The 21,218-nt window shown below is 39.8% G+C and carries 19 protein-coding genes; 14 read left to right on the top strand and 5 right to left on the bottom strand.

Features of this window, described 5'->3' with window-relative positions:
* The first annotated feature begins 326 nt into the window (after positions 1–326).
* From ACAY00_RS06580 to ACAY00_RS06570, 3 genes are all read left to right on the top strand, one after another.
* Complete coding sequence (locus ACAY00_RS06580) at positions 327–1,565, top strand: NupC/NupG family nucleoside CNT transporter (protein ID WP_371378916.1); 1,239 nt, start codon at positions 327–329, stop codon at positions 1,563–1,565.
* A gap of 97 nt (positions 1,566–1,662) precedes the next feature.
* The gene (locus ACAY00_RS06575) at positions 1,663–2,424 is read left to right on the top strand and encodes an outer membrane protein OmpK (RefSeq protein ID WP_371378913.1); all 762 of its coding nucleotides are present in this window, start codon (positions 1,663–1,665) and stop codon (positions 2,422–2,424) included.
* Positions 2,425–2,665: 241 nt separating this feature from the next.
* On the top strand, positions 2,666–3,199 hold the full coding sequence (locus ACAY00_RS06570; RefSeq protein ID WP_371378910.1) for a hypothetical protein: 534 nt from the start codon (positions 2,666–2,668) through the stop codon (positions 3,197–3,199).
* 171 nt (positions 3,200–3,370) lie between these two features.
* Here ACAY00_RS06570 and ACAY00_RS06565 read toward each other — a convergent pair whose 3' ends face one another.
* Positions 3,371–5,215: an SLC13 family permease gene (locus ACAY00_RS06565; protein WP_371378907.1), complete on the bottom strand. Its 1,845-nt coding sequence runs from the start codon at positions 5,213–5,215 to the stop codon at positions 3,371–3,373.
* A 704-nt stretch (positions 5,216–5,919) separates the two neighbouring features.
* On the opposite strand from ACAY00_RS06565, the gene nrdB reads away from it, so the two are divergent.
* The 3 genes from nrdB (at position 5,920) to ACAY00_RS06550 (ending at position 8,112) form a co-directional block, all read left to right on the top strand.
* Positions 5,920–7,050 (top strand): class Ia ribonucleoside-diphosphate reductase subunit beta, encoded by a 1,131-nt coding sequence (gene nrdB, locus ACAY00_RS06560; protein ID WP_371378904.1) that lies wholly within the window; start codon positions 5,920–5,922, stop codon positions 7,048–7,050.
* 13 nt (positions 7,051–7,063) lie between these two features.
* A complete protein-coding gene (yfaE, locus tag ACAY00_RS06555) occupies positions 7,064–7,330 on the top strand; it encodes a class I ribonucleotide reductase maintenance protein YfaE (RefSeq protein WP_371378901.1) in 267 nt (88 codons plus the stop codon).
* A gap of 392 nt (positions 7,331–7,722) precedes the next feature.
* On the top strand, positions 7,723–8,112 hold the full coding sequence (locus ACAY00_RS06550) for a DUF3718 domain-containing protein (protein WP_371378898.1): 390 nt from the start codon (positions 7,723–7,725) through the stop codon (positions 8,110–8,112).
* 150 nt (positions 8,113–8,262) lie between these two features.
* Here the strand turns inward: ACAY00_RS06550 and ACAY00_RS06545 are convergent, their stop codons facing one another.
* Positions 8,263–9,804, bottom strand: a complete 1,542-nt coding sequence (locus ACAY00_RS06545; protein ID WP_371378895.1) for a phospholipase D family protein — start codon at positions 9,802–9,804, stop codon at positions 8,263–8,265.
* A gap of 524 nt (positions 9,805–10,328) precedes the next feature.
* Here ACAY00_RS06545 and ACAY00_RS06540 point away from each other — a divergent pair.
* Entirely contained in the window at positions 10,329–10,619 is a 291-nt protein-coding gene (locus tag ACAY00_RS06540) for a hypothetical protein (RefSeq protein WP_371378892.1), read from the top strand.
* A 748-nt stretch (positions 10,620–11,367) separates the two neighbouring features.
* Here ACAY00_RS06540 and glsA read toward each other — a convergent pair.
* The gene (gene glsA, locus ACAY00_RS06535) at positions 11,368–12,351 is read right to left on the bottom strand and encodes a glutaminase A (RefSeq protein ID WP_371378888.1); all 984 of its coding nucleotides are present in this window, start codon (positions 12,349–12,351) and stop codon (positions 11,368–11,370) included.
* 9 nt (positions 12,352–12,360) lie between these two features.
* Positions 12,361–13,794 (bottom strand): DcaP family trimeric outer membrane transporter, encoded by a 1,434-nt coding sequence (locus tag ACAY00_RS06530; protein WP_371378886.1) that lies wholly within the window; start codon positions 13,792–13,794, stop codon positions 12,361–12,363.
* Positions 13,795–14,045: 251 nt separating this feature from the next.
* Here ACAY00_RS06530 and ACAY00_RS06525 point away from each other — a divergent pair, with 251 nt between their 5' ends.
* The 6 genes from ACAY00_RS06525 (at position 14,046) to ACAY00_RS06500 (ending at position 18,763) form a co-directional block, all read left to right on the top strand.
* Positions 14,046–14,240, top strand: coding sequence for a DUF4250 domain-containing protein (locus ACAY00_RS06525; protein WP_371378883.1), 195 nt, complete (start codon positions 14,046–14,048; stop codon positions 14,238–14,240).
* Positions 14,241–14,452: 212 nt separating this feature from the next.
* The gene (locus ACAY00_RS06520) at positions 14,453–15,787 is read left to right on the top strand and encodes a Na+/H+ antiporter family protein (RefSeq protein ID WP_371378880.1); all 1,335 of its coding nucleotides are present in this window, start codon (positions 14,453–14,455) and stop codon (positions 15,785–15,787) included.
* Positions 15,788–15,867: 80 nt separating this feature from the next.
* Entirely contained in the window at positions 15,868–17,088 is a 1,221-nt protein-coding gene (locus ACAY00_RS06515) for a M24 family metallopeptidase (protein ID WP_371378878.1), read from the top strand.
* A gap of 51 nt (positions 17,089–17,139) precedes the next feature.
* On the top strand, positions 17,140–17,763 hold the full coding sequence (locus tag ACAY00_RS06510; protein ID WP_371378875.1) for a sulfotransferase: 624 nt from the start codon (positions 17,140–17,142) through the stop codon (positions 17,761–17,763).
* Positions 17,764–17,861: 98 nt separating this feature from the next.
* Positions 17,862–18,452 carry a septation protein A gene (locus tag ACAY00_RS06505; RefSeq protein ID WP_371378872.1) on the top strand — a complete coding sequence of 197 codons (591 nt, stop codon included), beginning with the start codon at positions 17,862–17,864 and terminating at the stop codon, positions 18,450–18,452.
* Between the two features lie 8 nt (positions 18,453–18,460).
* On the top strand, positions 18,461–18,763 hold the full coding sequence (locus ACAY00_RS06500) for a YciI family protein (RefSeq protein WP_371378868.1): 303 nt from the start codon (positions 18,461–18,463) through the stop codon (positions 18,761–18,763).
* A gap of 152 nt (positions 18,764–18,915) precedes the next feature.
* Here the strand turns inward: ACAY00_RS06500 and ACAY00_RS06495 are convergent, their stop codons facing one another.
* Complete coding sequence (locus ACAY00_RS06495; protein ID WP_371378866.1) at positions 18,916–20,055, bottom strand: AI-2E family transporter; 1,140 nt, start codon at positions 20,053–20,055, stop codon at positions 18,916–18,918.
* Between the two features lie 203 nt (positions 20,056–20,258).
* Here ACAY00_RS06495 and ACAY00_RS06490 point away from each other — a divergent pair, with 203 nt between their 5' ends.
* Complete coding sequence (locus ACAY00_RS06490) at positions 20,259–21,158, top strand: TIGR01777 family oxidoreductase (protein WP_371378863.1); 900 nt, start codon at positions 20,259–20,261, stop codon at positions 21,156–21,158.
* Positions 21,159–21,218: the final 60 nt, after the last annotated feature.

Here is a 21,218-nt window from a genome sequence, read left to right as displayed (position 1 = left end):
GTGGTTGATTAGCCCCAGTTTTAAAACGTCAACATGCGCACCTTTGATTTAGATCAAGTGTAAAAATAATAAAAAATATACTTTTTTTTTACTCTGTAAAAAAGACTTCAACAAAATCAAACACCTTTGAAAATACAGCTAAAATAGCGCTAAAAGTACGTTACACCCTGTAACACGATGTTACAGACAATTAGAGGAACTAACTATAAAGTGCTACCATCTAGTAAGTTTCATCAGAAATTTACTGCATACAAACCAAACTCGAAGCCCCTGTTTGAGGCTTCTTTTATTTAAAAATCAACCTCGTTTGCAACTGGAGAACCCAAATGTCTGCAATTATGAGTTTTGTCGGAATTTTTGTCCTAATTGGTTTAGGCCTTTTACTCTCCGACAACCGTAAAAAAATTAACTGGCGTACCGTTTTAGGTGCGTTTGCAATCCAAGCATCTTTAGGTGCTTTTGTTCTATATATTCCCTTCGGTCAAGATGTGCTACAGTCCATCAGTAACGGTGTTCAAAACGTTATTGACAGCGCCCAAGCTGGTATCAATTTCTTATTCGGTGGGTTAGGTACAGATGCAATGTTTGCTAATGGCGTAGGCTTTGTTTTCGCTGTTCGTGTCCTTCCAGTTATTATTTTCTTCTCTTCACTAATTTCTGTTCTTTACTATTTAGGCGTTATGCAATGGATTATCCGTATTATCGGTGGTGCATTACAAAAAGCCCTAGGTACATCTCGTACAGAATCTATGTCAGCTACTGCCAACATTTTCGTTGGGCAAACAGAAGCGCCTCTAGTTGTTAAACCATTTATCCCTACAATGACTTCTTCTGAGCTATTCGCCATTATGGTTGGTGGTTTAGCGTCTGTTGCTGGTGCAGTATTAATGGGATATGCCGGTTTAGGTGTTGAACTTAAATACCTCATTGCCGCGTCTTTCATGGCGGCACCTGGTGGTCTATTAATGGCTAAATTAATCAAGCCTGAAGTAGAAGATTCGGCTCAAGAAATTGAAGACCTTCCTGATGACGTACAAGAAGCCCAGCCATCTAACATCATTGATGCGGCTGCAACAGGTGCTTCTAACGGTCTTAAATTAGCTGTAAACGTTGGTGCAATGTTATTAGCTTTTATCGCGTTAATCGCTTTGCTTAACAGCATGGTTGGCGGTATTGCAGCTATCTTCGGTTTCGAAGGCGTAACCATTCAATTATTACTAGGCTACATCTTTGCACCACTTGCGTTCTTAATTGGTGTTCCAATGGAAGAAATCGTACGTGCAGGTAGTTTAATTGGTCAAAAATTTGTTGTTAACGAGTTCGTAGCTTATGTTGACTTTATCAGCATCAAAGAAGCGTTATCAGCGAAAACTCAAGTTATCATGACCTTCGCGTTATGTGGTTTTGCTAACTTGTCTTCGATTGCAATTTTGCTTGGTGGTATCGGTACTATGGCGCCAAATCGTCGTCCTGACCTAGCAAAAATGGGCTTAAAAGCGGTATTCGCTGCATCGCTTGCTAACTTAATGAGTGCTGCAATCGCCGGCTTATTCTTCTCTTTGTAAGCAAAGAAGATTTGCTCTTGGGAGGAAAGAACCACTCTTTCCTCCTAAAATAAGAGATTAAAACATAACTAATGTGTTTAACGTGGAAATGACTAACATGAAAAAACTTGCTCCTGTTGCTTTATTAGCAGCTTCAACAATCGCAATCTCAGCACCTGCTGCTGCAGAACAATATTATGGTTTCATGGACGTATCTGTTAACTTCCTAGACTGGACTGCCGAAACAGAAAGATTAACCAACGACGGTAAAAGAGACTTCTTATTCTTAGAAGTTGAAGGTGGTGCCGGTTTTGATTGGGGTGATCTTTACGGTTTCTTCGATCTAGAAAACCCTGGTAACGTAGGCCAAGACAAGGAAGGCAAAAACAACAATTTCCGTATCGCAACTAAAGGTAGCATCGCTGTTAACCTTGGCGATAGCAATTGGAATGCTTATAGTCACGTTTATCACTTTGAAGACGCTGGCTTTTACGACACCAACGTTGTTTTAGGTGTGAGCTATGACGTATTCACAGAGTCGGGTTTTTGGATCAAGCCTTTCTTAGGTGCTCACATCGAAAACCAAACGTTTGCAGGAAATGGCTTTAACGGTTACATGACGGGTTGGGTTCTTGGTTATGACTTCCAAGTCGGTACTCAAAAGTTCTCGGTAAACCAATGGCACGAAACTGAATTTGGTCGTAAAGATCAATTCGCCAGTGGCCCATTCAAAACTGTAGGTCACAATGGTGCAGTTTCAGCTTGGTGGCACATCGACCAAAACTTTACGGTTGGTCTGCAATACCGTTATGCTGATCACAAACTTGGTACCCCTGGTTTCCAAGATGCAATCATCTATACAGCTAAATACAACTTCTAATTACAGACGTTGTTATTAATTGATAAAGCCAGTACCTAAGGTACTGGCTTTTTTGTTTTATAAAACCCTTGTCATGTATCCCCATTAGTAACCCAATAAATAGCACAACAAAGCACACGTTTTATGTTGAAGCCACCTCTAAGTGCCGTGCTGATTAGTTTGAGGATGTTCAAACGCTACCTTCGACTATACTTTTGCTAATGATAGTAGGCTGTAGGTCCACAGCATTGGAGATGAAACCATGAAAACTCATACATTAGCAAAACATTTAACTTGTACTATAGCAGCAGTATTTGCCTCTTTTGTCGGTGCCCAAGACACGCAAGAAATGATCAAAAGCGCGATGAGCGCTGCACCCGCGTCAGTAACAGAAAACGCCACGTTTAAAGCTCCCGATGGCACGGTGTTAAAAAAAGGGAGTAACGGGTATACCTGTTACCCACAGACCGAGGGTATGGGGCCGATGTGTAATCAAGCTGGTTGGGATGAATTGATCCACGCCTTAATGAATAAACAAGACTACACCCCTAAAGGACTGAGCATTTCTTACATGCTTGCAGGTGAAGGTACGGCCCCCGGTGTGAGTAATAGCGATCCATACGAAACAGACCCAACTAAAGTAGATGATTGGGTTAAAGAAGGACCACATTTAATGATTATCTTGCCTGATAAATCGATGTTAGAGGGGATCTCAACTAACCCATCCGATCCGGTTTATGTGATGTGGGGAGATACCCCATATGCGCATATTATGATCCGCATTTCAGAAGAATAAACCTCATACCAAAACACGGCGAGTTAAGGGCAATATACTCAACTGGCCGTGTCTATTACCCGCGTCACTGCTCTGGGTTCTACTTAGCTTTTATTCTTCACTTGTTAAGATTGGCAACTGAGTGCATGGCTTGCGTCTTACATTGGGTTACTTTTAAAACATTTTATAATTTTATAAGTAGAGCCAAGTAAGCGTGAACGACAAAATCACCCACATTAATATTATCAAGGGGATCCCAACTCGCATAAAATCAGAAAATTGATAACCGCCAGCGTTCATAACCAACAAGTTGGTTTTATAGGCCATTGGGGTGGCGTAACTTAAATTGGCGCCAAACAGCACGGCTAGTACAAAGGGCTCTGCTGGTGCACCAAGCTGATTGGCCACTGAAATGGCAATGGGCGTACCAATAACAGCGGCGGCATTGTTAGACACAATATTGGTTAAAATAGCCAATAACAGCATTAGGGCCGCGAGCACACCACCAACAGGCAAGCTTTGAGATAAAGCAACAAATGACTGAGCGATATACTCTGCCCCTCCCGTTTCCATCATAGCAACACCTAAGCCAAGCGAGGCTGCAACGATTAAAATAACCTGCGTACTCATGGCCGCCGATACTTCTTGCCAGTTTAAACAGCGGGTTAGTAATAGAGCTAACACACCACAAAGAGAACTAATGACAATGGGAAATATGTCTAATACCGGAATAATTACCACCGCAAACAATATGAATAATGCCAGCCCAGCTTTTTTGGTTTTTTGCAATTGTGAAGCACCATCTAAAACCAGAAGCCCTTGTCTATCTTTTAAGCTATCAACTTGCTCTTGAGAGCCTTGTACTAACAGTATATCTCCAATGTTAAGTTTGACTTTGCCTAGGCTCTGACGGCCGACATCCATTGGTTTCCCTTCTCGATGCAGTGCGACCACCGACAACTTGTGTAAGTGGGCAAATGACACCTGCTTTAATGTTCTGCCATTAAGACCCGAACCTTGAATGATCACAATCTCAGCGAGGATCTGATCTTCAGCAGTAACTAAAGGATGATCATCATCTAATTTATGTTGCCCTGAATACAATGTCGCCCCTAGCACACTTTCGAATTCTTTTAATTGGTCAGGGTAATCTTTAACCTTTAGACGATCGCCTGCGCGTATAACCGTATCGGGAAAAGGGATCAAACTGTGATTGTCGGGTTTTCTTTGAACCCCACCAATTTGCATCTGGCCATCGGTCAGAGCAATGATTTCGGTTACTGTCTTACCTTCGGCCACACTGCCTTCACTAATGTTTAAATAGGCGGTAAATAATCTTGGTGAGGTGTCGGGTAAAGTAGGTGTACGAGACGGTAAGATTCGCGGTGCGATTAGCCACAAATACAACATGGCAACGGAACTGGCAATAAGAGCCGGTAAAGCAAAGTCAAACATGCCAAACCGTTCTAACCCCATATCATTAGCCACACTAACCACCAGTAAGTTAGTCGAAGTTCCGATGGTTGTTACCATACCACCAACCAAAGTCGCTAAGCCCATTGGCATTAACATGCCACTTGGATCTGATTTAGTTCTTAGCGCCACATTAATTAAAATCGGTAACAGCAACACAACTATTGGTGTGTTATTAACAAATGCACTAAGAGAACCAGCAATAATCAGGGTTAATAACAACGACAATGTCGGCCAGTTTTTCCAAAGTTTCGCCAAACTTCGGCCAATAGGTTCAAGGGCGCCTGTGCGTACTAAAGAAAATCCAATGATCATCAAACAACACACGGTAACCAACGCTTCATGACCAAAACCATAAAAAAACTCGCTGGGTTTCAGTACCTCACCACGGTTAGTTTGAAAAGGAAAAAGAGTAAAGCCTGCGGCTAAAACCGCTATCACCACCAAAGACGATGTTTCCAGTGGAATGTCGTCACGTTTAAACAAGTACAAGGCAAATAAAGTAAAAATCAAAACACCCAACGCATGGTAATTTGGTATATCTGGAAAACTGATATCGAGCATCGTGATTCTCAATCCTTTAAATAATCCCTTCGCCATGGTCGATAGACGCAATGTCGCGTATGTGTTCAACCAAAGTCGATTTTGGGCAATAGCATGATCAATACATTACAGTGTAGACGAGCCCTAAAAAGAACGCGACAAAGAGAATTTCATCTTTAAATACAAATATTTACCATACTTTACAAGTAGTTGATAGAGTTAACATATTTTCACTTAGTCAGCAAATAAGTTATTTATTTTTATAAGAAAAACAGTATTTTTAAGCTTTAATAAAGGGGGCAATTCAAGCCACTAAGCATTATTATGCAAAGCTTTGAGTCATAGTTTGCTGATTTTAAATAACAAAGAAAATCTCGCACAAATTTCAACAATATTGAGTAGAAAATTTAATGTCAATGGTGTTATCATCGTCATTAGATTTAGGCACGGAATATCAAAAAATTCCTGTTTCATAGTCAAAAAACAATAATAAATAATACGTGTTACAAAGCCCTATAAATGGATGCTCCGTATCATCGATACTTTCTGCCATTCTTTCAGGACACCATAGACACTATTGAATTAATACAGCGGACTCACAAAGATGGTGAATTCGCTTTGGTATTTTACAATAATTCATTGAATATTAAGTATTTAATGAAGCTCAGTTAAAAAGCATTAAATACTGCTCTTTTCGGCATTTCGCAGTATTTAAAGGAGAAACCATGTCGTATTCAACGTTTAATCAAAACATAAACGATCCTTTATTAGAGCCAATGTTTATGGGACAAACCGTGAACGTGTCCCGTTATGATCAACAAAAGCATCCTATTTTTGAAAAATTAATCGAAAAACAACTGTCATTTTTCTGGCGTCCAGAAGAAGTCGACATTTCTAAAGACCGTGCTGACTGGCAGTCGCTAACAACCAGTGAAAAGCATATTTTTATTTCAAATTTAAAATATCAAACATTACTAGACTCTATTGCGGCTCGAAGTGTTAACGTTAGTTTATTACCTTTGGTTTCTATTCCTGAGCTTGAAACCTGGATTGAGACATGGGGTTTTTACGAAACCATCCATTCTCGCTCTTACACCCATATTTTACGAAACTTATTTACTAACCCTTCAGAAGTATTTGATGACATCGTCATTAACGAAAACATCCTTAAGCGTGCAAGTGCGATCAGTAAATACTTTGACCGCGTTATTTTGTTAACTCAACTTTACCAATCTCAAGGTGAAGGTACTTACACTGTTGAAGGTGAAGAAGTTGAAGTTTCGGTGCGTGAAATCAAAAAAGCGTTATACCGTTCTGTATGTTCTACCAATGCATTAGAAGCGATTCGCTTTTATGTGTCATTTGCCTGTTCGTTTGCTTTTGCTGAGCGTGAATTACTCGAAGGTAACGCCAAAATCATTAAGCTAATTGCTCGTGATGAAGCCGTTCACTTAACCGCGACTCAACATATTTTAAATATTTGGGCGAGTGGTAAAGACGACCCAGAAATGGCCGAAATTTCGAAAGAACTACACCAAGAAGGTCTAGAGCTTTTCTTAGATGTTATTGAGCAAGAAAAAGATTGGGCTGAATACTTATTTAAAGACGGGTCAATGATTGGTTTGAATGCCGAAATTTTAAAACAATACATTGAGTACTTATCAAATCAACGTTTACAAGCCATTGGTTACCCTGCTCAGTTTGAGATTAAGAGTAACCCTCTACCTTGGATCAATTCCTACTTATCGAGTGATAACGTTCAAGTAGCACCACAAGAAACCGAAATTTCTTCTTACCTAGTTGGCCAAACCGACTCTGCGGTAGACAGTGCTGATTTTGCAGGTTTTGACTTATAACCGTTATTGATTAATGAGTCATAAAGTAAAAGTTAATGGTGAGGTTGTCGAACAAGCGTTTGACAACCTCATTCACAAAACCACTTTGGAATTTCTTGAAGCCAATCAAGTTGAAGTCCATTATCACTGTCGTGACGGGTTCTGCGGGGCTTGTCGTGCCGTATTAAACGCGGGAGAAGTCACTTACCATAAAGGTGAACCTTTGGCTTTTATTAGAGATAACGAAATCCTACCTTGCTATTGCATACCTAAAAGCGACATTGATATTACCATTGAATGATTGTCTACTCGCCAATACCTGAGCCTACCAGAGCCAACAGTCCCCTTACCTTTATACACCCTATTTTGCGCTATAAACGCTCTGCAAACGATTATCTCTTCACAACTTACACAACGACTTCATAACCTACTGAATTTAAATATTTATTTTATATAAACATCACTTATCCATTAGAAAAAACACAGGATTTTCAAGCTGTATCTCGCTTTAATTAGGGTGTCGTCAAGGAAGGTCGCGTTAGTTTTATAGCGTTAGTTTTATATTTAGTTTAGTTAGTTAGTTATTAAACATTGGGCGAAATTCTTTGGTTGTTAATGTACTGATGAATAAACGAAGCAAGTCTTTAGACGTTACGTTGTCGTATTAAACGAATTGGTTCGTAAGGAGGACAAATGAAATCGATTATGACATCAATAGCCGCTATGGGATTATTAGCTATTACGTCAACAACTCAAGCCGTGGAATACGAGTTTGTAGCCGCTGATAACTCTCCAGCTACCAAAACCTGTCTTTATGCTGTAACCAATGATTTAACGGGTCTTAAGTTTATGGCGACCAGATTGTTTAGTCGAAACTATAGAAAGTTGAGCCAAGAAATTTCATGTAACGGTCTAGACATTAATCACTTCGCACACACCTATGGAGCGTATGAAACAAGTGCATTTTTAAATAAAAGAGTATTACCTAAACATCGTATTAATTACTCTGTTGAGATTATAGATATTGCTAAGACTAAGGATGAGTCAGGTATCAAAAAGGTTATTTACATCGCCAGCAATTAAATAAAAAACTTGTTTTACTTGGGATAAAACCCAGTAAAGAAGTTAAAGAAAAGACTCATAGATAATTCTTGTACATGCAGACATCTTACATTAGGTGCCTGCAATTTTGTGTTTAATGAGTTGCCTTGGATTTATTTATTGCTATGACTACTAAAGTTGATCTTCAAGAGGTAGAAGTGACATAAACCAAACTTTAAAACGATCCCATGCAGAAGTTTGTGGTTCTTTATTAAATTGCTCACCCGTTACTCTGTCATCCCAAACCAATGCCTCTGAATTTGGATCTTTTAGCTTAACTTGCCATGCATATTCTGCGACGTTGTTACTCACCCATTGCGATAACGAATGACTCAGTTTTTCACTGTTGATTAATAGCCCCATTTCGGTGTTTAAATTAAATGAACGAGGGTCTAAATTCATTGTTCCTATAAATATTTTTTTATCGTCAAAGGCCATGGTTTTCGCATGTAAACTGGCGGTAGATGAACCTGAAAAATGTCTCCCCTGTTTACGCTTTTTCGCCATTAAATCACTAGGTTTAAGCTCCCACAATTGCACCCCTGCACGAAGTAAGTCAACCCGATACTCGGCATAACCAGAGTGCACCGCCGATACATCGGTTGCCGATAGAGCATTGGTTAAAACAATAACCTCCACCCCTCTACTCACCCATTCAGTAAGGGTTTTAACCCCCTTATCTTTAGGAATAAAATACGGGGAAACGATAATTGCTTTTTTATCTGGCTGCCCCATTTGAGCAAATAAATCGGCAGACATATTAGCCGATTTGTCGTTAACTTTATTTAGAAGTTTATCGGGGTGATCGTAGAACAATGTCGTTTGCTGCCAATCGAAGCTTAATTTTTTATTAAGCAATTGCTCAACAAAACTATTATTTTTAAGTTGTATCACATATTCGTTGTCTTCATTGTTACTCATATAATCATCAAGGTTTTTCGATGTTTGCGTTAAACCTTGTTGATGACTCGGCCCCGATAACAATTCAATTGGGTACGATAATTGATGATTCCAATAGGTGTCAAATACCGACGATGCATCTGACACTGCGCTTCCCACAGCCATAACATCTAAGTCAATAAATTCTGAGCTATCTTTCGCAGAAAAATAGGCATTACCCATATTGCGTCCACCGGTTATAAATATTCGGTTGTCAACAATGAAGCTTTTGTTGTGCATTCGTCGGGAGAGTTGCCCATAGTTGCTGATAAACCCCAGTGCACGGAATGTTCTGTTTGGAAAAGGGTTAAATAAACGCACTTCGAAGTTTGGGTGAACAGCAAGAGCGGCTAGGTCTATCTCACTTTCTGCTTGCGCTAAGTCGTCAAGAAGTAACCTAACTCTTACCCCTCGGTTAGCGGCATCGAGCAAAAACTTGGTGAAAATAATTGTGGTTTGTTGGCGGTGATATAAGTAGTACTGTACATCGATAGTATGTTCAGCCGCTTGAATTAATGCTAACCGTGCGACAAAGGCATTAACACCATCAACTAAAGGGTAAACGCCGGTAAGTCCAGGATATTGATCACTAATTGCATCACCAATACGGCTTGGGGTGTTTGCATCGATAGCATAACTTTCTGCAACTGTGTTGCGTTCAGGTAGCTGAGCACAACCGGTTAAAAAGCCAATATAAAGTGCAAAATAAAGGGATTTTATACTGTTAGATAGCATCTGAGGTTTCCAAACTGGGTGGTTTTATGCACACGATTCTCAAATATTCACTGGCACTAAACAGGGGTAGCCTTAAGGGCTTATCAACTATTAAGACGATCTGTACATAACTATAGATGATATAAGAAAAGATGATGGGGCTTAAATTCGCTATTTTCCATATTATTAAAGTGTTTTGATATAACCGTACGTTAAGATTAATCAAAATTTGGATTAATTTCTTCGTGTTCAAAAACACCGATTTAGTGCCGTGCATGCAATAGCAACCTTGTTGAACTTAGCAACAATTTACTTAAAATTTGATTTTACCATCATCCAGACTAGCCTTTTATAAGCTAGTTAGGGGAGGTTTTTATAAGTTTCAGCTGAGTTAACCTAGCTTCGAATCAATTTTATTGAGCCATATATTCCGCTGTATCGAGTGCTTAACTTAAAAAAGGTGTGATGTTAAGTGCCTCCCAAAGGTTTAGGTGCATGTTGTTGCATTTGCATTTATGTGTTCATATTTACACGAGGAAACAATAATGGAAACCTTATTACCCGTAATTATTCAACTAATAAGTGGCGCTGTTGGCGGTAACGTTGCCGGCAGTTTAATGAAAAATTTATCTCTTGGTACCTTACTAAATTCGCTCGTTGGAATTCTTGGCGGTGGTATAGGTGGGCAGATCCTTGCGATGTTTGGTATGGATATTGGCTCAGGCGCAATGGATGTAGAAAGCGTTCTTGGCAGTATTGCTGGCGGTGGCGTTGGCGGCGGTGTGTTGTTAGCTATTATAGGCGCAATTAAAAAAATGTTAGGGGGTTCTGCGTAAGGTCTAAGCGCATACTAAACACTAAGTGAGTGAGCTTTTGGCGTATTTTAAATCAGTATAAGCTCTCGTTAAAGTAAGTCTGCCAATCTACTGATCAAATAATTTCACTAAACAATTAAAAATCCGTAGTCGATTAACTGGCTACGGATTGTAATATATTGCCATTGAATAAAAACGCGTAAACCAATCATCTTGCTACTACACACACCACAACACATAACAACATAATTAAGCCTGCAAAGCATACATACAGTCAGCTGTTAAAAAGTCTTTTCCTGTTATAACCTTGACGTTAACTGATTGAAAAGGTTAATGTCTCTTAAGAGCGATTTGAAGCCTGATGCGGATAAATGCAGGAAGGCTCATGGATGAGCGTATTCTTTCTGTGACGTGCACTGTTTTCGATAGTGTGCGTGCTTCTTTGGTGCTATTTTTCTAATTATGTGAACGACTCTGATTGGCACAACTCGGGCAAATAGTTCACCTCGACACTTAAGGGGCTTCCATCCAAAACCATGATGGGATGACGGCTTTATTTTTCTGATTTAGTTAATGACTCTGAATGCTACAAACCTGCCGTTGAGTATTGGTGATAAAGATAACCAATATTGGCACTTAACCTTACAATTTAAATGACTTAAAAACTTTAAATCAATAACTTAAAGCCCATTTGCATTTTTTATTTGTTTGTAGATAACTCTGAGTTCATACATAAAAAAGCAGCCGAAGCTGCTTTATTAATACTGTGTTAGAAAACGTTAGCATTTAATTGCTCTGCAACATAATCGATAACCCGTTGTGCTCTCACACTATTGCCTGCATTGTCTAAACGAGGAGAAAATACTGCTATTGAAAATTTACCCGGTGCGACAGCAATAATACCACCACCCACCCCACTCTTTGCAGGAAGTCCGACTTTATACGCCCAATCACCACTGGTTTCATAAAGCCCCGCAGTGGTCATTACCGCCAATAAGTGTTCAACATTCTCATCACTCATGAGTTGTTTTTTAGTGATGGGATGTGTGCCATTATTTGCAAATGGCGCCGCCATAATGGCTAAATCTTTTGTTGTCACACCTACTGAACATTGTCGTGTGTATAAATCTAAGTTTATGGCAACATCGCCATAAAAACGTTTATGGGCTTTGAGTAGCTGAGCAATAGCCAAATTACGATCATTGGTTTTTGACTCCGACTCATAAACATCTTCTAAGACGGGCAACGTCGCATTAGCAAATTGATTATACCAATTAGAAACGTCTTGCCATTTACTCTTTCCATCACCATTAAGTAAACTCATGGTGGCAATGGCACCTGCATTAACAAGAGGATTCATACTGCGTGCTTTATTTAGTTCAATCGCCAAAATTGAATTAAACGGTAAACCCGTTGCATTAACGCCAACCTTTTCTACTACGACATCCGCACCTTGTTGCTCTAGGGCAAGGGCTAAGGTGAATACTTTTGAGATTGATTGAATGGAAAATCGCTCATCCACATCCCCATAGGTATATAATTTGCCCTCGGTAGTGACTAAAGCAATGCCAAATAACTCAGAGTCGACCTTCGCAAGTGCTGGAATGTAATCAGCATTCGCGCCTGAATTATCATTTTTATACAAAGTATGAGCACTGGCTAATACCTTATTAATGTCGACCTTTTCACTGGAATTAGCGCATGCGCACATCGGTACGATACAAACAATAATCAACAGCCATCTAATCATCATAATGATTCCTTAATATTTAAATGCAAAGGAGGTTTGCAAGCGGGTATTATCGTCAGAGTCGCCGGCTTTACTTTCAACCTCTCCCCATTGCAACTCTATGCCAATTTTTGCCATCGGGATGGGTGACCAAATAAAATTAGCGGTACTGTATAAGCTCTTATGAAATGCGTTATCAAATTGACTGGCTATATTATCGACTTCAACATAACCGGCACCAATGGCAGTACTCATATTTGAATTCCATTGGTGATCTAAGTAAATAAAGCCACCAAACGCTTCTATGGCTCGAAGCTCGCCTTGACTATTAACGCCAGCATCTGCGCCACCCGTTTGCTCGGCATAAAGGTTACAACAGGGATCATTTAGATAACGACCAATGCCCTTCCCATACGCCAATTGGTATTTAATACTGTCATTGCTGGCTACTTGATATGCCCCAGTTAAGTTAACACCCCAACCTAAGGCGCTATCAGAGGCACTACCACCATCGGTGAATTCGGCTTCGTAACCAAGTTTTCGTAGCAATACAGAACTTTTAAAATGACCGAAATCACCACTCTTATAATAAAAACCTGCGATATCAGGCCATTCATTGACTTCGTCATACTGATAACTGTTTGGGTCGAGTGTATTGGGTAGAGCAAAATCAGAATCAGAGCGCTCTATTGAAATCGCCAACTTTTCTGAATCATTTATAGAGTAGGTATAACGTACCTGTGGTTGGCGCGCGAAAACCATGGCGTTCGGGCCCCAGTAATCGAGCATATTGGGAAATGAATCAATATCCATAAAGCCGGTAAAAGTTTTTCCCGCTCCCAAACCACCAAGCTCCCCCCACAAGTGCAATAAATTTAAACTTTCGTTGCCATTACTTTGAAAAAAATCAAACTCAAAACGCGTTTTCATGTCACCAAAAGTGGTTGGGGTTATACTTTTAACATACAGTTTAGATTGTCCTGCTGACAATAAGGTGTTGTCATCAACCGTGTTGTTTTCGTAAGCAATAGATGAAGGTTGAAAGCCAGCGCGATTGGTCATCTCACCATGATTGTAAATAGCATCAAGCCAAATTTGGCCACCAATTTGTAAACGCGTATCGGTACCACTTAACCGAATACTTCGCTCTGGGGTTTTATATTTATGACTTGAACGCTGTTTAAAAGCTCGTAAAGTACGAAATGAGCTAGCGCTTTGCCCATTTCGCTTTTCGTTAATGGCTTTTTCTTGTACTTGATCTTTAAGATCTTCTATTTGAGCGTCTTTATCTTCAATTTGGCGCTCTAAAGTGGCTAGTCGCCTTTCAAGAGCTTCTAAGCGCGTTTCAACATCCTTCTCGCTAGCAAAGGCAGTTGACGATAGTATGCTTAAAGTGAGTACAAATATAGCAAAAAACGGCTCTTTTACAGTTGCTTGAGGAATCGTTGAGAAAGTATTTGTTGCCATGAAATATCCTAGTATCGCTATTATTCGAATGGATTTATTCTTAAGGAATAAGCGTTACTCAAGTGTAGATTACGTACACAAATGCTGCCAATGCGCCCCTCATTTTGTAACGATTTTTTATCCTTATTAAAAACAACTGGTTTAGTGACTTTATAGCCAATATAGCGCTGAAATATACTCTCATTTATGATTTTTCATAAACCGTCTATAGTTAAAAATAACGGTTCATTTTTTTGTGTATTGGAGGGTATATGGAAATTAATAATTTGCTTGATATGGACAGTGGTATTGTATTTGGTATTGTCAATGAACGCCTTCGTCTTGAATGTAAAGATTTAGACGAATTGGTATCTCGGTACAATTTAGATGAAATGGTGTTGGTAGAAAAAATGGCATTAATTGGTTACGAATATGATCCTATTTCAAACCAATTTAAAGCCAGTTAAGTGCTTTCATCATACCTAAGACCTCCTTTATTAACGACCTTCTTGGGGTTTTATTGTTGCACCAAAAGACCTTTACCTCGGTGCACTGTCACCTGTGATATTGCACTTAAGCCCTACTCTTTTGCCGTACACTCTGAAATTGGACATTGACTCGCTAATGACAACTTTCGTTATCAATACACCTTGTTATTTCGATTGCAGGGAAACATAACGTGAACCCGGTGGTTTTGGCGGTTTGCCTTATGCTTGGTTTAGCTCTGCTTAGAGTCAATGTGGTGATCTCGCTTATTGTGAGTGCGCTTGTTGGTGGTCTAATGGCCGGTCTTTCCATGCACGATACCATTAAAGCGTTTGAAAGTGGTTTAGGAAATGGTGCAACAACAGCATTAAGTTATGCCATGTTAGGTACCTTTGCGGTTGCTATTTCACGCTCTGGCATCACCGATTTATTGGCCGCAACACTAATCAAAAAAATTCGTGCAAAACCCAGTACATCTGCCAGTAAGATGGCAACTCGCTCGCTAAAATACAGTATTTTGTCACTGCTTTTATTACTTTCAATTTGCTCTCAAAATGTGATCCCAATTCATATTGCGTTTATTCCCCTAGTGATCCCCCCCTTGTTACATATCTTTGCCAAATTAAAACTCGATCGTCGGCTTATTGCGTGTGTTTTAACGTTTGGTTTAATCACCCCTTATATGGTAATTCCCGTTGGCTTTGGTGGCATTTTTATCGAAAATATTTTGTTGCCAAACTTAAATCAAAACGGCTTAACCGTTACCCTAGCTCAAATCCCTATGGCAATGCTCCTACCTGCCATAGGCATGTTTTTCGGCTTATTAATAGCCGTTTTATTTAGCTACCGAGCACCAAGGGACTACGATGAACAAAAAATTTTAGCCATTGAACCTGAATCGAGTAGCATCAACATAACGCATGTATATATTGCAATAACGGCGATTATATTGGGTCTTGCGACCCAAATTTCTACGGGTTCGATGATCATAGGGGCGCTTGTAGGCTTTAGCGTGTTTGTTATTTCAGGCACCATTAAATGGGATCAAACTCAGGATGTTTTCATTCAAGGCATTAATATGATGGCCCTGATAGGTTTTATTATGATTGCCGCCGCCGGCTTTGCTGCTGTTATGAAAGCCAGTGGCGGGATCGAAAGCTTGGTTTTGTCTTTATCTTTTGCAATCGGTGATAATAAACCCCTAGCGGCTTTATTAATGTTACTGGTGGGGTTAATGATCACCATGGGCATTGGTTCATCTTTTTCTACCATCCCGATTATTGCAGCAATTTATGTCCCTTTATGTCAAAGCTTTGGTTTTAGCGACATGGCAACAATAGCCCTTGTTGGCACTGCTGCAGCACTTGGCGATGCCGGTTCACCAGCCTCTGACTCAACTTTAGGGCCAACTTCTGGCTTAAATGCCGATGGCCAACACGAGCATATTTGGCAATCAGTGGTGCCAACATTTATTCATTACAATCTGCCTTTAATTGGTTTTGGTTGGTTAGCGGCTATGTGGTTTTAAACGCAATCTATTTTTTGGTATCTTCGGTTTACGTGTTAAGATTTTGTTTTTACATGGCAAACGATTAAACAGAGATAAAAATGAATAATAATGGCATTGGTGGCTCAAGCCCGGAGCAAGAGTTAGCAAAACTTTCCGATATGACTCAAAATGTACAGCCTGTCGGTGAAAGTGAATTTAAACAGCGTATCGAAAAAGCACAGCGCCTTATGCAGCAGCAACATATCGATGCTATTTATTTAAATGCCGGTACCAATTTATATTATTTTACGGGCACCAAGTGGTACCCTTCTGAGCGCATGGTGGGTGCTATCTTACCCGCCCACGGCGAAATTCAATACATAGCCCCTTACTTTGAAATTGACACATTAAACCAATATATGGTGATTAAGGGCGACATCAAAGGTTGGCATGAACACCAATGCCCTTATCAACTAACCGCAAAAATACTGGCCAAAATGGGCGTTAGTCATGGGCGCATTGGCATTGATGAGTCAACCTCGTTTTTTATTAGCCATGGTATAAGCCAATGTGCACCCGAGCTTAGTTTTATCGATGCAAAACCTGTTACTGCAGGTTGTCGCATGCAAAAATCAAAAGCCGAAATTGCTTTATTACAGCAAGCTAAAGATATGACTATGGCAGTCCACAAAGCTGCAGCCAAGATTTTACGCCTTGGCATAACCACCAAAGAAGTCGAAGAATTTATTGATGCGGCCCATAAAAAAGTAGGGGCACCTGCAGGCTCGTATTTTTGTATTGTACTGTTTGGGCAGGACTCTGCCTATCCGCATGGGGTAGCCAATCCAAAAACATTAGAACAAGATGATATCGTCTTAATCGATACGGGGTGTCAGGTTCATGGTTACAATTCGGATATTACCCGCACGTATGTTTTTGGTAGCCCTACAGAAAAACAAATCAAAGTTTGGCAAGACGAAAAGAAGGCGCAACAACTTGCGTTTGATGCGGCCAAAATCGGGACGCCTTGCGCCAATGTAGATATAGCAGCAAGGGCGTATTTAGAGCGACAAGGCTATGGTCCAGAATATGCCCTACCTGGGTTACCGCATCGTACAGGTCACGGTGTCGGCTTAGATATTCATGAATGGCCTTATCTGGTAAAAAGCGAACAAACGTTATTAGCTCCTGGTATGTGTTTTTCCAATGAACCAATGCTCTGTATTCCATCAGAGTTTGGCATTCGCCTTGAAGATCATTTTTACATGACCGAACAGGGGCCAAAGTGGTTCACAGAACCGGCACACAGTATTGATAACCCTTTTGGTTATCATCTTTAATATTAACCTAGGGCGCTGGCCATCCTAGCGCCTTTAGCTCGACCTAACTTTATGTCGCATAAAATATTTATTATTGGTTTACCTCGAACCGGCACCACCAGTGTATGTCATGCATTTTTACAGCTCGGCTATTTAACCGCTCATACCTGTTATACCAAAGCATGTTTGGCACAAGCCGAAGTGATTGCCGATACCCCTATCTATTACGATTTTGAACAACTTGATGCTTTGTATCCGGGGTCAAAATTTGTTTACCTCAATAGAGACATGGCACTTTGGCTCCCCTCCATAAAACAATTATTGCAGCGCATGCAGCATAATTTAACGCGCCAAGACGGTGGTTTTAACCCCCATATAAAACGTTGTTTTCTTGAAACATTTACCCCATTTACCGAGCATAATATTGGTCAAGATGGCTTTTTAACTGACTGTTATTTACGTCATCAACACTATGTAGAAAGTTACTTTCACCATCGTGAGAACGATTTATTAAGTATTGATATTAGTGCACCTGAAAGTTTTGCAAAACTGCTGGCTTTTATTAATAAAGAAAGCAATATCAAGGGATTTGAAAAATTAAATATGGGCGGAAAAGTCACTGCATGGAACCAAATAAAACACCCAAATAAAGTGCAATCAACCCATAATGGTAAAATTGATAAACACATTTACTGACCAACCATTGCTTAAATCCCCCTAAGGTAGTGGTCAGCAAGTTGGCAATTGGTTAGAATGTTAAAATATTTTCTCATTTAACTAGGTTTTATATATTTATGGCTGCCTTTTTAGAATACATTCCACTGATAGTCTTTTTTATATTTTTTAAATTATTCGATGTTTTTGTCGCCACAGGCGCTTTAATCGTGGCATCTGTATTGCACTTATTGGTATTGAAACTGCAGAAAAAACCCATTGAAAAAAGGCAATGGATATTCTTAGGTCTGATTGTTGTTTTTGGCTCTATGACCATTATTTTTCATGATGACTTATTTTTAAAGTGGAAGGTAACCATCATTAATGGCATTTTTGCCCTTGCTCTGTTGTTCAGCCGTTATGGTTTAAAAAAGAATTTAATGGAAAAGTTCATGGGTGAACAAATTAAATTACCTAAGTCGATTTGGGATAAATTTAATTTAGCCTGGGCAAGTTTTTTCATGTTGTGTGCTGTGCTCAATTTATACATCGCATATAACTTTGACCAAGAAACTTGGGTTAACTTTAAAGTCTTTGGGCTAATGGCGATGACGTTTGTTTTTGCTATTGTCTCTATCTTGTCGATATACAAATATTTACCGCAAGAAGAATCAGCAAACGTTAGCACGCAAGAAAGCTCTGATTTAAACGAGCAAGAACAACAAAAATAAGGTGTTATATGCTTTACATGATTTACAGTGAAGACGTACCTAATTCACTTGAAAAACGCTTGTCGGTACGAGACAAACATTTAGCGCGATTAAAAACATTGCAAGATCAAGGTCGTTTGGTTATTGCCGGTCCATGTCCAGCCATTGACAGCAATGACCCAGGACAAGCCGGCTTCACTGGTTCGCTTTTGGTTTTAGAATTTGATTGTCTAGAAGACGCTAAGCGCTGGGCTGACGACGACCCTTATATGGCTGCAGGTGTTTATCAAAAAGTGACGGTAAAACCCTATAAAAAGGTCTTTGGTACTTAGTTTGTTCTGTTAGAGCACTGTGAACAGTCTCTAATGAAAATCTCTGTGTTAGTGTTCTATGGTTAAAAACAACACTAACACAGCTCCCGTTTTACACGATTTCCGCATAAGTTAATAACATACACTCTAGATTTTTAATCACTTAACCGTGTTTAGATACCTTGTGACGGACTTTGTTTGGTGCTTTCATCATCATTTTCGCTCCAATCTTTTGCGTTCTCACCGCCTTGGTTTTCTTGAATCGCTTCAATTTCCGACTTCGACTCCGAGCTATCACTGAGCATTACCGAAATCCATTTGCCTCGTTCGGTATTTTCAAAGGCTATTTTTATGATCATCGTTAAGGGAACCGACAACAACATTCCTGCAGTACCTAATAGCCAGCCCCAAAATATTAAGGATAAAAATACAACCAAGGTCGATAAGCCCAAACCTCGACCTAAAAACTTAGGCTCTATCACATTACCCATCACCATATTAATGAGCACATAGCCACCAGCAATAACCGCAACCGAAATAGGATCAAGTTGCAGTAAGGCCAATAACACCGCCGGCACGGCCGCAATGATCGAGCCGATGTTGGGAATGTAGTTAAACAAGAACGCCAATACACCCCATAAAATAAAAAAGTCCAAGCCAAAAGCCCAGAGCATCGTACTAACTAGCACGCCAGTACCTAAGCTAACCACGGTTTTAATCGCTAAGTACTGATTTACCGCTGACAAAAACTTGTCAATCTTTTGGATTTTCATCAACGGATCTTTTAACGCCAAATGCAATTTTGCTGGCACACTCGGCGCTTCAAACAACATAAAAACCACGGTTAACAGGATCAAAAATAAATTGGCCATGATATTACCAAAGCCAGATAGCATATTGGTGGCAAATCCCATGGCCGCACCTGGGTCTATGTACTCGACAATCACCGATGACGACATCATGATGTTATATTCTGCAAGCTTATCGACAAGCAGCACAAATTTGTCACTTAACTGTTGTTTGTATTGTGGCATTAACGAAGACAATTCGTTGAGTGAAGTGCCAATAAGACTCGCTAAGCTCATGCCTAAGCCAAGGATAATGGCGATAACAAACACCACCGCCAAAACCTTGGGTATTTTAAATCGTTCCAACCGTTTAATCAGCGGATTACAAATGATGGCCAAAAATACAGACAATAAAAACGGGATCAATATGTCGCTTGCTGTTTTCATGCCTGCCAAAATGATGACAACCGCAGCAATGGTAAAAATGCTACGACTAGGCGGTGGTATAGACGGCGTTGAATTCATAGTTTTCTCTTATTTTTAGTCTTATCATAACCATAACAAAATTATCTATTATTTTGAATTTATTACGTTAACCAGAAATCTATCATGCCTAACTTAAGTTGTGAATATTGGCTATTTACGCTATTTTTAAGGTAGGTGCTTATCACACTTTGACAACACATTAACGGCTCTAGAAACAATAATTATGTTGGTTTTCCTTTCTTATGAAGATACTTATTACTGGCGGTTCAGGCCTCATTGGCTCACATTTTGTTAATACTTATATCGATAAATATCAATTCGATATACTGAGTCGTCAAGGTAGCGGCTGTGCTCATTTATTTACCTCTGCGAAGACGTTAACCTTTATTAAAAATATTGAGCAAAAGTCCAATTTAAACGAATACGATGCGGTTATTAATCTTGCTGGCGAGCCTATTGTTGATAAACGTTGGACCACCAAACAGAAACGCAAAATATGTCAAAGCCGTTGGAAATTGACCCATCATTTAAGCAAGTTAATTAATGATTCAACCTCCCCTCCTGCGACCTTTATTTCCGGTTCAGCGGTTGGCTTTTATGGTCGCCAGGGTGACGATGAAATTAATGAGTCATTTACCAAAGTTTACCCTGAGTTCAGTCATCGGGTGTGTAAAATATGGGAAGATAAAGCCAAGCTTGCGCAAGCAAAAACCCATGTATGTTTACTTCGAACTGGCATAGTGTTAGATCCTAAAAAAGGTGCCTTAAGTAAAATGTTGCCAGCGTTTAAATGCGGTGTCGGTGGTAAAATATCGCATGGTAATCAATACATGCCCTGGATCCATATTCAAGATATGGTCAGGGCGATAGACTTTTTGCTGACAAATCCTAGCAGCGAAGGAGTCTATAACGTAACAGCCCCAACCCCAGTCACCAACAAAGAGTTTTCAAAAACCTTAGCGCAAACATTACATCGTCCAGACTTTGCCACAGTACCGGCTTTTGCCTTAAAACTTCTGATGGGGGAAAGCGCCGACTTGGTGTTATACGGCCAAAATGCAATCCCACATCATTTACTCAAAGAAAAGTTTGAGTTTAAGTTCCCTACATTAGAACCTGCCTTGCAAGATCTATTGTCATAACATTAGCGGTAACAGATTAGGCTCTTTAACAAAGACATTGATAAAGAACGAAAGACAAAA

The sequence above is a fragment of the Thalassotalea sp. 273M-4 genome (assembly GCF_041410465.1).
Classification (GTDB): Bacteria; Pseudomonadota; Gammaproteobacteria; order Enterobacterales; family Alteromonadaceae; genus Thalassotalea_A; species Thalassotalea_A aquiviva.
The sequence above is the reverse complement of the archived record's forward strand: the minus strand, read 5'-3'. Positions and strand labels throughout refer to the sequence as shown.

Bases quoted from the DNA above. Each gene is read 5' to 3' on its own strand.
- ACAY00_RS06580 (WP_371378916.1), top strand. From the start codon at position 327: ATGTCTGCAATTATGAGTTTTGTCGGAATTTTTGTCCTAATTGGTTTA.
- ACAY00_RS06575 (WP_371378913.1), top strand. From the start codon at position 1,663: ATGAAAAAACTTGCTCCTGTTGCTTTATTAGCAGCTTCAACAATCGCA.
- ACAY00_RS06570 (WP_371378910.1), top strand. From the start codon at position 2,666: ATGAAAACTCATACATTAGCAAAACATTTAACTTGTACTATAGCAGCA.
- ACAY00_RS06565 (WP_371378907.1), bottom strand. From the start codon at position 5,215: ATGCTCGATATCAGTTTTCCAGATATACCAAATTACCATGCGTTGGGT.
- nrdB (WP_371378904.1), top strand. From the start codon at position 5,920: ATGTCGTATTCAACGTTTAATCAAAACATAAACGATCCTTTATTAGAG.
- yfaE (WP_371378901.1), top strand. From the start codon at position 7,064: ATGAGTCATAAAGTAAAAGTTAATGGTGAGGTTGTCGAACAAGCGTTT.
- ACAY00_RS06550 (WP_371378898.1), top strand. From the start codon at position 7,723: ATGAAATCGATTATGACATCAATAGCCGCTATGGGATTATTAGCTATT.
- ACAY00_RS06545 (WP_371378895.1), bottom strand. From the start codon at position 9,804: ATGCTATCTAACAGTATAAAATCCCTTTATTTTGCACTTTATATTGGC.
- ACAY00_RS06540 (WP_371378892.1), top strand. From the start codon at position 10,329: ATGGAAACCTTATTACCCGTAATTATTCAACTAATAAGTGGCGCTGTT.
- glsA (WP_371378888.1), bottom strand. From the start codon at position 12,351: ATGATGATTAGATGGCTGTTGATTATTGTTTGTATCGTACCGATGTGC.
- ACAY00_RS06530 (WP_371378886.1), bottom strand. From the start codon at position 13,794: ATGGCAACAAATACTTTCTCAACGATTCCTCAAGCAACTGTAAAAGAG.
- ACAY00_RS06525 (WP_371378883.1), top strand. From the start codon at position 14,046: ATGGAAATTAATAATTTGCTTGATATGGACAGTGGTATTGTATTTGGT.
- ACAY00_RS06515 (WP_371378878.1), top strand. From the start codon at position 15,868: ATGAATAATAATGGCATTGGTGGCTCAAGCCCGGAGCAAGAGTTAGCA.
- ACAY00_RS06510 (WP_371378875.1), top strand. From the start codon at position 17,140: ATGTCGCATAAAATATTTATTATTGGTTTACCTCGAACCGGCACCACC.
- ACAY00_RS06505 (WP_371378872.1), top strand. From the start codon at position 17,862: ATGGCTGCCTTTTTAGAATACATTCCACTGATAGTCTTTTTTATATTT.
- ACAY00_RS06500 (WP_371378868.1), top strand. From the start codon at position 18,461: ATGCTTTACATGATTTACAGTGAAGACGTACCTAATTCACTTGAAAAA.
- ACAY00_RS06495 (WP_371378866.1), bottom strand. From the start codon at position 20,055: ATGAATTCAACGCCGTCTATACCACCGCCTAGTCGTAGCATTTTTACC.
- ACAY00_RS06490 (WP_371378863.1), top strand. From the start codon at position 20,259: ATGAAGATACTTATTACTGGCGGTTCAGGCCTCATTGGCTCACATTTT.